Annotated in this window: 10 protein-coding genes; all 10 read left to right on the top strand. The window is 64.6% G+C overall.

What is annotated here, in order from left to right; translation table 11 throughout:
• Positions 1–124: 124 nt before the first annotated feature.
• The 10 genes from hisI (at position 125) to OF385_RS09385 (ending at position 13,892) form a co-directional block, all read left to right on the top strand.
• A complete protein-coding gene (gene hisI, locus OF385_RS09430; RefSeq protein WP_264275160.1) occupies positions 125–526 on the top strand; it encodes a phosphoribosyl-AMP cyclohydrolase in 402 nt (133 codons plus the stop codon).
• 99 nt (positions 527–625) lie between these two features.
• Entirely contained in the window at positions 626–2,197 is a 1,572-nt protein-coding gene (locus OF385_RS09425; RefSeq protein WP_264275159.1) for an anthranilate synthase component I, read from the top strand.
• Complete coding sequence (locus tag OF385_RS09420) at positions 2,194–2,784, top strand: Trp biosynthesis-associated membrane protein (protein ID WP_264275158.1); 591 nt, start codon at positions 2,194–2,196, stop codon at positions 2,782–2,784. The genes OF385_RS09425 and OF385_RS09420 overlap by 4 nt, the downstream gene beginning before the upstream one ends.
• Positions 2,785–2,939: 155 nt before the next feature.
• Positions 2,940–3,188 carry an HGxxPAAW family protein gene (locus tag OF385_RS09415; protein ID WP_022876452.1) on the top strand — a complete coding sequence of 83 codons (249 nt, stop codon included), beginning with the start codon at positions 2,940–2,942 and terminating at the stop codon, positions 3,186–3,188.
• Position 3,189: 1 nt separating this feature from the next.
• A complete protein-coding gene (gene trpC, locus OF385_RS09410; RefSeq protein ID WP_264275157.1) occupies positions 3,190–4,014 on the top strand; it encodes an indole-3-glycerol phosphate synthase TrpC in 825 nt (274 codons plus the stop codon).
• Positions 4,015–4,125: 111 nt separating this feature from the next.
• On the top strand, positions 4,126–5,442 hold the full coding sequence (gene trpB, locus OF385_RS09405) for a tryptophan synthase subunit beta (RefSeq protein WP_264275156.1): 1,317 nt from the start codon (positions 4,126–4,128) through the stop codon (positions 5,440–5,442).
• Positions 5,443–6,225 carry a tryptophan synthase subunit alpha gene (gene trpA / locus OF385_RS09400; RefSeq protein WP_264275155.1) on the top strand — a complete coding sequence of 261 codons (783 nt, stop codon included), beginning with the start codon at positions 5,443–5,445 and terminating at the stop codon, positions 6,223–6,225.
• On the top strand, positions 6,225–7,214 hold the full coding sequence (gene lgt, locus OF385_RS09395) for a prolipoprotein diacylglyceryl transferase (protein WP_319019066.1): 990 nt from the start codon (positions 6,225–6,227) through the stop codon (positions 7,212–7,214). Before trpA ends, lgt begins: the two co-directional genes overlap by 1 nt.
• A gap of 596 nt (positions 7,215–7,810) precedes the next feature.
• Positions 7,811–12,430 carry a glutamate synthase large subunit gene (gltB, locus tag OF385_RS09390; protein WP_413467962.1) on the top strand — a complete coding sequence of 1,540 codons (4,620 nt, stop codon included), beginning with the start codon at positions 7,811–7,813 and terminating at the stop codon, positions 12,428–12,430.
• Positions 12,423–13,892, top strand: a complete 1,470-nt coding sequence (locus OF385_RS09385) for a glutamate synthase subunit beta (RefSeq protein WP_264275154.1) — start codon at positions 12,423–12,425, stop codon at positions 13,890–13,892. The genes gltB and OF385_RS09385 overlap by 8 nt, the downstream gene beginning before the upstream one ends.
• Positions 13,893–13,952: the final 60 nt, after the last annotated feature.

The raw sequence follows: 13,952 nt of genomic DNA, 5'->3' as shown, positions 1-13,952 counted from the left end.
AAGTAGCACGGGCCAAGCATTGAATTGCGCAATGCGGGGCAGTGTCGCCCTTCTACTCAATGGCGTTGACGAGCGGTGCGTCACAGGGCGATGAAAGATCGCTAAAACCAGTATGCTAAAGGGGATGTCTACTTCTAACGACGGCTCGAATCCGAGCCCCGAAACCCCAAGCCTCGATCCAGCGATTGCCGATCGGCTTAAGCGCGATGGCAATGGGCTAGTTGCCGCGATCGCACAGCAATATGACACGGGCAAGGTCCTCATGCTCGGCTGGATGGACGATGAAGCGTTGCGCCGCACCTTGAGCACGGGCCGCGTGACTTTTTACTCGCGCTCCCGGCAGGAATATTGGCGCAAGGGCGATACCTCCGGACACTTCCAGTTCGTGAAGTCCGTCGCCCTGGATTGCGACGGCGATGCGCTGCTGGTGCAGGTGGACCAGGTGGGGGCGGCTTGCCACACCGGTACCGAATCCTGCTTCACCGATCGGCAGCTTCCGGCTGCGGTCGGCCACCGCCCAGAATAGTACTTTCCAAATTTCCAGCCGCCCAGGCAGGCCGGCCGGAAATTGATGCTTCTTGCACGGCGCGAACCTGCAGGAACAACACGTAGAAGAAGAACACTGATGAAAACTCTCGGCAAGATTTCCCCGTCGCGCGAGCACTTCCGGACCATGGCCGCTGATCGTCGGGTGATACCGGTGACGATTACCGTCCTCGCCGACTCGCTGACCCCGATCGGGCTGTACCGCACACTGGGCCAGGGCCGTCGCGGCACCTTCTTGATGGAATCCGCGGCCCCGGGCGGCGTGTGGAGCCGGTATTCCTTCATCGGCGTGAACTCGCCGGCCACGCTGAGCACCCGCGGGGGAGATGCCTACTGGCAGGGGCAGGCGCCAGACGGCCTGCCGACCGGCGGGGTGGGCGTCGAGGTGCTGCGCGACACCGTGCGCGCCCTGAAAACCGAACCGGTGCCTGGCTTGCCGACCTTGACCGGCGGCATGGTCGGGTTCGTCGGATGGGAGTGCGTGCGCCATTGGGAGAAGCTCCCGAATCCTCCGGCAGACGACCTGAACCTGCCGGAACTGAGCATGAACCTCGTCGCTGATATGGCGGCCCATGATTCGGCCGAAGGCACGGTCACGCTGATCGCCAACGCCATCAACTTCAACGGCAACGACGAGAACGTGGACGAGGCCTACGACGATGCGGTGGCTCGCCTGCAGCGGATGCTCGATCAGCTGGCCGAACCGGTGCAAGCCACCGCCTCGGTGCTCTCGGGCACCGACGTACCGCGCGAGAAGCTGATGGAATCGGTGGCCCATTCGTGGGCGGAAAACGAGTACCTTGACGCCCTGGCCAAGTCCAAGACCGCGATCGTTGATGGCGAGGTGTTCCAGATCGTGGTGTCGCGACGCTTCGAGCTGGAAACCCAGGCCGACGCGCTGGATGTCTACCGCGTGCTGCGGGCGACCAACCCGAGCCCCTACATGTACCTGTTCAATTTCGAGAACGAGGATGGCGAGGCTTTCGAGATCGTCGGTTCTTCGCCGGAAGCCCTGGTGACGGTCAACGACTCTCATGTGGTCACCCACCCGATCGCCGGTTCGCGTCCGCGCGGGGCCAACTACGAGGACGATCAGCTCTTCGAGAAGTCGCTGGTGAACGATGAGAAGGAACGCGCCGAGCACCTGATGCTGGTCGATCTTTCGCGCAACGACCTGTCCCGGGTCTGCCAGGCAGGCACCGTGGAAGTCACCCAGTTCATGGAGGTCGAGCGCTTCAGCCACATCATGCACCTGGTCTCCAACGTTGTGGGCAAAACCAGGGATGATGTGGACGCCTACGATGTGCTCGCCGCGACCTTCCCGGCCGGCACGCTCTCCGGCGCTCCCAAGCCCCGCGCCCTGCAACTGCTCGACGAATACGAGCCGTACCGCCGCGGCATCTATGGTGGAGTCGTGGGCTACCTGGATTTCGCCGGCGACATGGACATGGCCATCGCCATCCGTTCAGCGCTCTTGAAGGGCGGCCGGGCCTATGTCCAAGCCGGCGGCGGAATCGTCAACGACTCGAAGTTCGCCGATGAGGCGCTGGAGACCGTGAACAAGGCCGCCGCCCCGCTGCGTGCCGTGTGGGCCGCCCAATCCATGCATGCAGCACACAAGATCAACACCGAACTAGGTGAACAGCAGTGAAAAAATTGACCAGCGCCCGCTACCTTGCCATGGTCGGCGTGCTCGGCGCCCTCTTGGGCTTTTGGTCCGCGACCCGAACCTGGATCACCGTCGATGTGGCCGCCAGTTCGGTGCAGATCCCGCAGATCGTGATCGACGGGGCGACGGCCGCCGGTTCGGTGACGGCCGTGTGCGTGGTGGTGCTGGCTGGTTCGCTGGCCCTGCTGATCGCCGGCAAGGTCGCCCGCTACATCATCGCTGCGCTGAGCCTGCTGGCCGGCGTGGCCGCGATCGCCGCGGGAGCCGGCGCGCTGGGAGATCCGCAGGCCGTGGCCGCGGCCGCCGTGGCCGAAGCCACCGGATTGACGCAGAACGCCGGTGATTACACGGTGACCGCATGGCCGGTGATGGCGATCATCGCCGGAGCCCTGATGGCCCTGCAGGCCGTGCTGGTTTTCGTTTTCGCGCGCCAGTGGCCGGCCAAGGCCAGCAAGTACGACCGCCAGGCCGCAAAAAACTCCACCGCGGCCAAGGATCCCTCCTCGCGCAGCATCGCGAACTGGGAGCAGCTGTCGGCCGGCGAGGATCCCACCTCCGAGGCCAAATAGCTTGCCCGGTGGTGATTCGCGCCACCGATTTGAAACGAAAGCCCGCGCAAATAGGATGTGACCGGGCACAGATGGCAGAATGGTTCCTGAAGACCAACGCCCGCGGCCTGCATCCGGGGTCCGGCGGCTCAACAAACATAAGGAGAACGCGAGACATGTCGCAGAACACCGAGATCGATCCGGTATACGCCGAAGAGATTGGCCACGGTAACTCCATCGCAGCATGGAGCTGCGTGCTGATCATGACCCTAGGCTTCGTCGTCGGCGGCATCGCTTTCGCGAACCTGGCTTGGTCCATCGTCTGGGTAGGCTGCGGCATCGTGGTTCTCGGCCTGATCGTTGGCGCCATCCTGAAGGCAGCCGGCTTTGGTGTCGGTGGCGCTCGCAGCGGAGCATCGCACTAAATTGAGCGTTCTTGATGACATCATTGCGGGCGTCCGGGAAGACCTGGGCGCCCGTCGCGCAATCACCAGCCTGGAAGCGGTCAAAGCGGCTGCCGCGCAGGCTGCCCCGGCTCGCGACGCCTTCCAGGCCCTGGGCGGCCGCGATCAGCAGGATTCCCGCGACCACCTGCTGCGGGTGATCTCGGAAGTCAAGCGCAAGTCCCCCTCCAAGGGAGCGCTGGCTGAGATCGCTGAACCGGCGGCCCTGGCCGCCGAATACGAGGCTGGTGGCGCCTCGGTGATTTCGGTGCTCACCGAAGCCCGCCGATTTGGCGGTTCGCTGGCAGATCTGGACGCGGTGCGTGCCGCGGTGCAGATCCCGGTGCTCCGCAAGGATTTCACGGTCGACGAGTACCAGATCTACGAAGCCCGAGCCCACGGTGCGGACCTCGTATTGCTCATTGTTGCGGCACTGAATGATGAATTGCTGGCTTCTTTCCTAGAATTGACGCATCAGCTGGGGATGAACGCCCTGGTCGAGACGCACACCGAGGAAGAAATCCAGCGGGCGCTGAAGGCCGGAGCGAAAATCATCGGCGTCAACGTGCGCAATCTGAAGACGCTCGACGTCGATCCTGCGACCTTCGGCAAACTCGCCCCGCTGATCCCGGCCGAAGCGGTGATCGTCGCCGAATCAGGCGTCGAATCCATCGCACAGGTCGCCGGGTACGGTGCGGCCGGCGCCGATGCCATCCTGGTGGGTGAAGCACTGGTGAAGCACGCGAATCCGCGCGCCACCGTCGCCGAATTCATCACCGCTGGAACCGAAGCCAAACCGCAGCGCTAGCCGCCGCGGAGCCAAGGAACCACGACCAGACTTTCACGTGCCCCGCAGGAGCTTCCGGCGGGGCACGAAACATACCATGAATCAAGCTTCGTTTGAGAAAAGAGGGAATCGATGAGCACCCCGGAAAATTCCGAGCACAGCCAGTCGATCGATGCACAGTCGCTAAGGCACGCAAGTGGCCCCTATTTCGGTGCCTACGGCGGACGATGGATGCCAGAGTCCCTCATGGCGGCCATGGACGAGCTGAACGAGACCTTTGAAGCGGCGAAGAACGATCCCGAATTCGTCGCCCAGGTCAAGGACCTGAACAAGAACTACTCGGGCCGCCCCTCGCTGCTGACCGAAGCCAAGCGCTTCTCCGAGCAGTACTGCGGGGGAGTGCGCATCTTCCTCAAGCGCGAAGACTTGAACCACACCGGCAGCCACAAGATCAACAACGTCCTCGGCCAGGCTCTGCTGGCCAAGCGCATGGGCAAGACCCGCATCATCGCTGAAACCGGAGCCGGCCAGCACGGCGTGGCCTCGGCCACCGCAGCGGCCCTGATGGGCCTGGAATGCGTGGTGTACATGGGCGCCGAGGATACCCGCCGCCAGGCGCTGAACGTGGCGCGCATGCGCCTGCTGGGCGCCACCGTCATCCCGGTGACCGTGGGCTCCCAGACCCTGAAGGACGCCATCAACGAGGCCTTGCGCGACTGGGTGGCGAATGTGGAGAACACCCACTACCTGCTCGGAACCGCCGCCGGCGGGGCGCCTTTCCCGGCCATGGTGCGCTACTTCCACGAAGTGATCGGCGACGAAGCGCGCGCCCAGATCCTGGAACAGGCCGGCCGCCTGCCCGATGCTGTGACCGCTTGTATCGGTGGCGGATCGAACGCCATCGGCATCTTCCATGGCTTCCTCGATGACCCGGAAGTTCAGATCTACGGCTTCGAAGCCGGCGGCGACGGCGTGGATACCGATCGCCACGCCGCCACCATCACCCTGGGCCGCCCGGGCGTGCTGCACGGCGCGAAGTCCTACCTGATGCAGGATGAGGACGGCCAGACCATCGAGTCGCACTCCATTTCCGCCGGGCTGGACTACCCGGGCGTTGGCCCGGAGCACGCCTACCTGTCGGACATCGGCCGGGTGAACTACGAGCCAGTCACCGATACCGAGGCGATGGACGCCTTCAAGGCCCTGTGCCGCACCGAGGGCATCCTGCCGGCGATCGAGTCCGCCCACGCGCTGGCCGGCACCATCCGCCTGGCCCAGCGCAAGATCGCCGAAGGGGCCGTGCCGGAAGAAACCATCATCATCGCGAACCTTTCGGGCCGCGGCGACAAGGACGTGGGCACCGCTGCCGCCTGGTTCAACATGATCGACGAAAAAGATGCCGAAGCCGAAATCAACGCGGCCAACTCGCAGAACTCCGAGGAGAAGTAGATGACCCGCGTGACTAGTGCCGAAAAGATCGCAGCCGCTCGTGCCGAGGGCCGCCCCGCGCTGATCGGCTACCTGCCTGCCGGCTTCCCGGATGTGCCGACCAGCATCGAAGCCGCCGTCGCGCTGGCCGAGAACGGCGTGGACATCATCGAAATCGGCATTCCCTACTCCGACCCGGTGATGGACGGGCAGGTCATCCAGGAAGCCACCGTGCAGTCCCTGGCCAATGGCTTCAAGGTGCCGCAGATTTTTGACATCGTGCGCGGCATCACCGAACGCACCGATGTGGCCGTGATGGTGATGACCTACTGGAACCCGGTACTGCGCCTGGGCGTGGACGAATTCTCCCGCCGCTTCGCCGAAGCCGGCGGAGCCGGGCTGATCACCCCGGATCTGGTGCCAGAAGAAGCCGGCGAATGGATCGAAGCGAGCACCAAGTACGATCTGGAGCGAGTCTTCCTGATCGCGCCGTCCTCCACCGAGCAGCGCGTGCAGCGCACCGTGGATGCTTCCAGCGGCTTCATCTACTGTGTTTCGCTGATGGGCGTCACCGGCGCGCGCAGCGAGGTCTCCTCGGCCGCCGAAGCCGTCGTTGATGCCGCCCATTCGGCCGGCGCAGCCAACGCGTGCGTCGGACTGGGCGTCTCGCGACGCGAGCATGTCGAGGAAATCGGCGCCTACGCGGACGGCGTGATTGTCGGCACCGCGCTGGTGGCTGCCTTGCGCGACGGGGGAGTGCCAGCGGTAGGGCGCCTCGCGGCCGAGCTGAGCGGACGAAACTAATGGGCTTGAGCACGCACCTGGCCCTCGCGCTGCCGGCCTCCATCCCGTCCCCGCCGCCGGAATTCTCCAAATTCAGCATCGGCCCGCTGACCATCCACGCCTACGCCCTGTGCATCCTGGCCGGCATCCTGGTCGCCCTGTGGCTGACGAACAAGCGGATGCAGGCTCGCGGCGGCAATTCGGACATGCTCTGGGATATCGCGATCTGGGCCATTCCCTTCGGCATCGTCGGCGGCCGGCTCTACCACGTGCTGATCACCGATCCGATGTACTACTTCGGCCTGGGCGGGCAACAGGCGCACTGGGCCGAGATTCCGCAGCTGTGGCTGGGCGGGCTGGGCATCATGGGCGCGGTCTCGCTCGGCGCCCTGGGCGCCTGGATCGGCTGCCGCAAAACCGGCGTGCGGCTCTCGGCCTTCGCCGACGCGGCTGTCCCGGGGCTCTTGCTGGCGCAGGCGCTGGGACGCTGGGGCAACTGGTTCAACCAAGAGCTCTTCGGCGCTCCGACGACGCTGCCCTGGGGGCTGCAGATCGACCCGGACAACTACAACTTCCCTGCGGGACTTCCGGCCGATACGCTCTTCCACCCGACCTTCCTGTACGAGTCGCTGTGGAACGTTCTCGGCGCGCTGGTATTGATCGCGCTCGATCGGAAGTTCAAGCTGCGCCGCGGTGCCATGTTCTGCTGCTACATGATCTGGTATGGCATCGGCCGCACCTTCACCGAATCCCTGCGCCTGGATCCGGCGGAGATCATCAACATCGGCCCGGTGGGCCTGCGCGTCCACCAGTGGCTGGCCATCGCGCTGGTCATCGCCGGAGCAATCGCGCTGGCGCTGGTGCTGAAGCGGACCCGGTCGCAGGATGCCGATCCGTTCTTCTTGCCCGGTCGCGCCCCGGAACCAGCGGTGCAGGACGCCGGATCGGATCAGGGCGGGCAGAGTGCCAAGCCAACCGATGACGGCACCCAGGAAAAGAATATCCAGTAGCACGGGGCCCGGGATCCAGCCCCGGTCTCGGGCTAGCGGCGGTGGCCGGCAAGCATGCGTGCTTGCCGGCCACCTTTGATTAACCCGGGAAGATCGCCGCCGGATGCCGCTTTCATGACGCGCGGTCGGTCAAGTATGGCGAAACCTGCGGAAAAATTCGGAAGAAATTTCTCGGCATCCGCGATAAGAGTCCGCAACATTCCCGAAACATACGAGATGGCCAAAACAGGTAGACAAAACCGGTTTTTTCGGACTTCGATGCCAGGATGAGGCGTTCTGGAATTGTGGCGTGCACCCCGTTTTTAACATTTCTGAAACACAAACGGTCGCACTGGAGAAACAAAAATTGCGTAACGTGTGATGTTGGCATCGTGATGGGCCCTCAACCCCCTGGAGCGGACCCGCGATGCAGTACCACAACGAGGTGGGAAATGTTCGTCCCCGGAACCTCGATACGCAGGCATACCCCGCTTCGCACTGTCGACAAGTTTCAGTCCGATGAAACATCCAGGCGGCCGGTCGCCCTTGCAGGAAATATACTCTTTGCCAAAGGGCCTGGCGCGCCGATCCTGCATGAACCACAGAAAGGCACGCTCATGAGCATGACCGGAGTCCAAATGAACGCCTCGCCAGGCTCCGGCGAGGACGTTGCCTCGCCGTACACCCGCTTCGCCGCACTGCCTGGCGCGCAGGGATTGTATGATCCAGCGGCCGAAAAGGACGCCTGCGGTCTGGCAATGATTGCGTCCCTGAAGAACGAATCCAGCCACGAAATCGTCGTGCACGCGCTGACCGCTCTGCGCCGTCTGGAACACCGCGGCGCCATCGGCGCCGACGAAGGCACCGGTGACGGTGCGGGCATCTTGCTCCACATGCCAGACGCATTCCTGCGCGGCGCCACAAACTTCCCCCTCCCAGCGGCTGGCACGTACGCCGTGGGCATGGGGTTCCTGCCTGCTGAAACCAATGAGCGCGAGTTCGCCCAGTCCGAGCTCGAAGGCCTCGCCGCTGAAGAGAACCTCGCGGTCCTGGGCTGGCGCGAAGTGCCGGTCGACGCCTCGGTGCTCGGCGCCTCGGCACGCAAGGTCATGCCTTACATCACGCAGTTCTTCGTTTCCGCGCCCGCCGGCGAACCAGCGTTGAGCAGCCGCGAACTCGACGCTGCTGCCTGGCGCATCCGCCGTCGCGCGCACAACAAGATGGGCATCTACTTCGCATCCTTCTCGGCGCAGTCCATTGTCTACAAGGGCATGGTCTCCACCGCGCAGCTCGAGCCGTTCTACCCGGATTTGTCCGAGGCGAGCTTCACCAGCCGTTGCGCGATCGTGCACTCGCGCTTCTCCACCAACACCTTCCCATCGTGGCCGCTGGCCCAGCCGTTCCGCACCATTGCGCACAACGGCGAGATCAACACGGTCAAGGGCAACCGCAACTGGATGCGCGCCCGCCAGTCCACCCTGGACTCCACGCTGCTCGGCGAGGTCCCCGAAGAGCTGTTCCCGATCTGCACCCCCGGTGCCTCGGACTCCGCTTCCTTCGATGAGGTCGCCGAAATGCTCATGCTCTCGGGGCGCAACGTCACCGAAGCGATCATGATGATGATCCCGCAGCCCTGGGAAAACGACACCCAGATGGACGAGGATCTGCGCGCCTTCTACCAGTACCACTCGATGCTGATCGAGCCATGGGACGGCCCGGCCGCTGTCTGCTTCACCGATGGCCAGATGGCCGGCGCGGTGCTGGACCGCAATGGCCTGCGCCCGGCCCGCTGGTGGGTCACCGATGACGATCTGGTCGTCCTGGCCAGCGAGGTCGGCGTGATCGACGTGGCTGAAGAGCACATCGTCTCCAAAGGCCGCGTCGCCCCGGGCAAGATGTTCGCCGTCGATCTGAACGCCGGCCGCATTGTGGAAGATGCCGAGATCAAGGCAGAGGTCGCTGCGGCCAAGCCTTGGCGCGAATGGGTCTCGCAGAACATGAAGACCCTGGGTGACTTCCCAGACCTGGAGCACGTGCGCCACAATTCGGCCTCCGTGCTGCTGCGCCAGCTGACCTTCGGCTACACCACCGAGGAGCTGCGCATCCTGCTGGCTCCCATGGCCACCACCGGCGCCGAGCCGCTGGCCGCCATGGGCACCGACACGCCGATTGCCGCCCTGGCCGACCGCCAGCGCCTGCTCTTCGACTACTTCACCCAGTCCTTCGCCCAGGTCACCAACCCGCCGTTGGATGCCATCCGCGAAGAGCTGGTCACCTCGATGCGCACCACCATCGGCCCGGACGGCAACCTGCTGAGCCTGGAGAAGGTCCCGCAGACCCAGATCGCCCTGGACTATCCGGTATTGACCAACGACCAGCTGGCCAAGATCGTGAACCTGCGCGACGATTCCGGTTCGAAGCTCTCGCTGAAGGTCCGCGGCCTGTACCGCCCGGCCGGCGGCGAATCCGAGCTGCGCGCCCGCCTGCAGGAAATCTGCGAGAAGGTCTCCGCAGCGGTGAACCGTGGCGTGCGCTACATCGTGCTCTCCGACCGCGATTCCTCCGCGGCCTGGGCTCCGATCCCATCGCTGTTGCTGACCAGCGCCGTCCACCACCACCTGCTCAAGAGCTCCAACCGCACCCGCGCCTCGCTGATCATCGAATCCGGCGACGCCCGCGAAGTGCACCATATTGCGGTGCTGATCGGATACGGCGCGGCCGCGATCAACCCGTACCTGGCCTTGGAGTCGGTGGAGCAGATGGCTGAGGAGGGCGAGCTGCCCGGCATCAACGGCGCCAGCGCCAACTCCAACCTGATCAAGGCCCTGGGCAAGGGCGTACTGAAGATCATGTCCAAAATGGGCATCTCCACGGTCTCCAGCTACTGCGGTGCCCAGACCTTCGAAGCCGTGGGCCTGTCCCAGCGCGTGGTCGACCAGTACTTCACCGGCACCACCACCAAGCTCTCTGGCATCGAGCTGGATGTCGTGGCAGCCGAAGCCGCCGCCCGCCACTCTCGCGCCTACCCGGAGATCGACGGCGCCTCCCAGGCCAACGAACTCGAAGTCGGCGGCGAATACCAGTGGCGCCGTGAAGGCCCGCCGCACCTGTTCGACCCGCAGACCGTCTTCCGCCTGCAGCACTCCACCCGCACCCGCCGCTACGACGTGTTCAAGGAGTACACCAAGGCTGTGGACGATCAGGCAGCGCAGCTCAAGACCCTGCGCGGCCTGCTGAAGCTCAAGACCGAGGGCATCACCCCGATCGACATCGACGAGGTCGAACCGGTTTCCGAGATCGTGAAGCGCTTCGCCACCGGTGCGATGAGCTACGGTTCGATCTCCGCCGAAGCCCACGAGACACTGGCGATCGCCATGAACCGCCTGGGCGGCAAGTCCAACACCGGCGAAGGCGGCGAGGATCCTGAGCGCCTGCTCGATCCGGAGCGCCGCAGCGCGGTCAAGCAGATCGCTTCGGGCCGTTTCGGCGTGACCAGCTTGTACCTGTCCAACGCGGATGACATCCAGATCAAGATGGCCCAGGGCGCCAAGCCGGGCGAGGGCGGCCAGCTGATGAGCCAGAAGCTCTACCCGTGGATTGCCAAGACCCGCCACTCCACCCCGGGTGTCGGCCTGATCTCCCCGCCACCGCACCACGACATCTACTCGATCGAGGATCTGGCCCAGCTGATCCACGATGCCAAGTGCTCGAACCCGAGCGCCCGCGTCCACGTGAAGCTGGTCTCCGAATCCGGTATTGGCACCGTGGCAGCCGGCGTGGCCAAGGCCAAGGCCGACGTGGTCCTGATTTCCGGCCATGACGGCGGCACGGGGGCTTCGCCGATGAACTCGCTGAAGCACGCGGGAACCCCGTGGGAACTCGGCCTGGCTGAAGCACAGCAGACCCTGATCCTCAACGGCCTGCGCGACCGCGTGACCGTTCAGGTCGACGGCCAGCTCAAGACCGGCCGCGACGTGCTCATCGGCGCCCTGCTGGGGGCCGAGGAATTCGGTTTCGCCACCGCCCCACTGGTGGTCTCGGGCTGCATCATGATGCGCGTCTGCCACCTGGACACCTGCCCGGTGGGCGTGGCCACGCAGAACCCTGTGCTGCGCGAACGCTTCAGCGGCAAGGCCGAATTCGTGGTGAACTTCTTCGAGTTCATCGCCCAGGAAGTCCGCGAACTGCTCGCTTCCCTGGGTGCCCGCACCCTGGACGAAGTGATCGGCCGCGTTGAACTGCTGGAGACCGACGCCGATCAGCTCGGCGCGCACCAGAAGGTGCAGGGCCTGGCGCTGGCCGCCATCACCCATGAGCCGGCAGTCGAGGTGGCCGCACGCCGCCGCCGCATCGGCCAGGACCACGGACTGGACAGCCACCTGGACCAGCGACTGCTGGCCGCCGCGGGCACGGCCCTGTCCGATCGCATCCCGGTCACCATCGACGCCGACATCGTGAACACCGACCGCTCGGTGGGCACGCTGCTGGGCCACCATGTCACCAAGACCTTCGGGCTGGAGACCCTGGATGAGGACACCATTACGGTGAACCTCGCCGGGCGTGCCGGCCAGTCGCTGGGCGCCTTCCTGCCAGCCGGTGTCACGCTGTCCCTGGATGGCGACGCCAACGACTATGTCGGCAAGGGCCTGTCCGGCGGCAAGATCGTCATCCACCCGCCAACGAGCACCACTTCCGCACCGGAAGAACAGGTGATTGCCGGCAACGTGGTGGGCTACGGTGCCACCAGCGGTTCGATGTTCATCAACGGCAAGGTCGGCGAACGCTTCGCCGTGCGCAACTCCGGTGCGACCATCGTCACCGAGGGCATCGGCGAACACGGCTGCGAATACATGACCGGTGGCGAAGTGCTGATCCTGGGGGAGACCGGCCGCAATTTCGGCGCTGGCTTCTCCGGCGGTGTCGCATGGATCGTCGACTTCGACGAAGCCAAGCTCAACCCGCTGGCCGCCAGCCAAGGCGACCTGCTGATCAACCCGATCACCGATCAGGAAGCCGAGCGCATCCACACGCTGCTCACCGAGCACATCGCGCAGACCGCTTCGCCACTGGCGCAGCGCCTGGTGCTGAATTGGGACGCGACCCGCAGCCGCATCACCAGCATTACCCCGCGCGACTTCGCAGCCGTGCAGCAGGTACGTAGTGACGCTGAAGCCAACGGGCAGAACCCTGACTCGCCACAGGTATGGAACAAGATTTTGGAGGTGACCCGTGGCTGATCCACGCGGATTCCTGAAGGTGACCGAGCGCGTCACCCAACCCAAGCGCCCGGTACCGGTGCGCATCATGGACTACAAGGAAGTTGTAGAGCGCCAGAAGAACGGCACCCTGCAGCAGCAGGCGTCACGCTGCATGGACTGCGGCATCCCGTTCTGCCACCAGGGCTGCCCGCTGGGCAACCTGATCCCTGAGTTCAACGACCTGACCTACAAGGGCCGGCTGGATGATGCGGCGGCCCGCCTGCTGTCCACCAACAACTTCCCGGAGCTCACCGGCAAGCTGTGCCCGGCCCCGTGCGAGTCTTCTTGCGTGCTGGGCATCAACCAGCCCGCTGTGACCATCAAGCAGGTGGAGGCCGAACTGGCTGAGCACCTGATGGATGGCGGGGACTTCGTTCCGCAGCCGCCAGCACGCCACACCGAGCACCGCGTGGCCATCGTCGGTTCGGGCCCTGCTGGCTTGGCCGCAGCCCAGCAGCTGACTCGTGCCGGCCACACCGTGGCCGTGTACGAACGCGATGAGGCCATCGGCGGTCTGCTGCGCTTCGGCATTCCGGACTTCAAGCTGGAAAAGCAGATCATCGATCGCCGCCTGGCCCAGATGCGCGAGGAAGGCACGATCTTCCGCACTGGCATCGAGATCGGCAAGGACATCACCTGGAACCAGTTGCAGCGCGACTACGACGCGGTGATTGTCGCCACCGGCGCCACCGTGCCGCGTGAGCTTCCGGTTCCCGGCAACAAGCTCGATGGCGTGCACCACGCGATGGAATTCCTCACCGATAACAACCGTGTGGTTGCCGGCACCAGCGCGCAGCGCGCCATTGACGCCAAGGGCAAGCATGTGGTGATCCTCGGTGGCGGCGACACCGGATCGGACTGCATCGGCACCTCGCTGCGCCAGGGTGCTGCCAGCGTGACGACGCTGGCGATCGGCAAGCAGCCGGGTGCTGAACGCAGCGATAACCACCCGTGGCCAATGATGCCAGTGATCTTTGAAGTGCAGTCGTCCCACGAGGAGGGCGGCGAACGCACCTACCTCGCCTCGACTGTGAACTTTGTCGCCGGTGAGGGAACTGAGCAGAATAAGGTGATCGGTGTTACAGTTGCAGAGACAGAATTTGTTGCTGGCAAGCGCCTCCCGAAGCCTGGAACCGAACGCGTAATCAAAGCGGATCTGGTTTTGCTTGCCCTCGGGTTCACCGGACCTGAAGTTTCAGGGCTGGACGAACAGGTCAGTATCGAATTCGACAACCGGGGCAACGTCGCCCGAGATGGCTACTACATGACGAACACCGAATCGGTCTTCGTCGCCGGAGACGCCGGTCGGGGACAGTCGCTGATCGTGTGGGCTATCGCTGAAGGCCGCGCTTGCGCAGCCTCGGTCGATAAGTTCCTCATGGGCTCGACCACCCTCCCAGCACCGGTAGCTCCAACCGATAGGGCCATCAGCATCATTTGAGTGTCATAGGCTTGAATGCGGCACACCCGGATCCCGGGTGGGCCGCATTTTGCCTGTGTG

Source organism: Glutamicibacter sp. JL.03c, assembly GCF_025854375.1.
GTDB lineage: Bacteria > Actinomycetota > Actinomycetes > Actinomycetales > Micrococcaceae > Glutamicibacter.
Note: the sequence above shows the minus strand (reverse complement) of the source record. Positions and strands in the feature narration are given on the sequence as shown.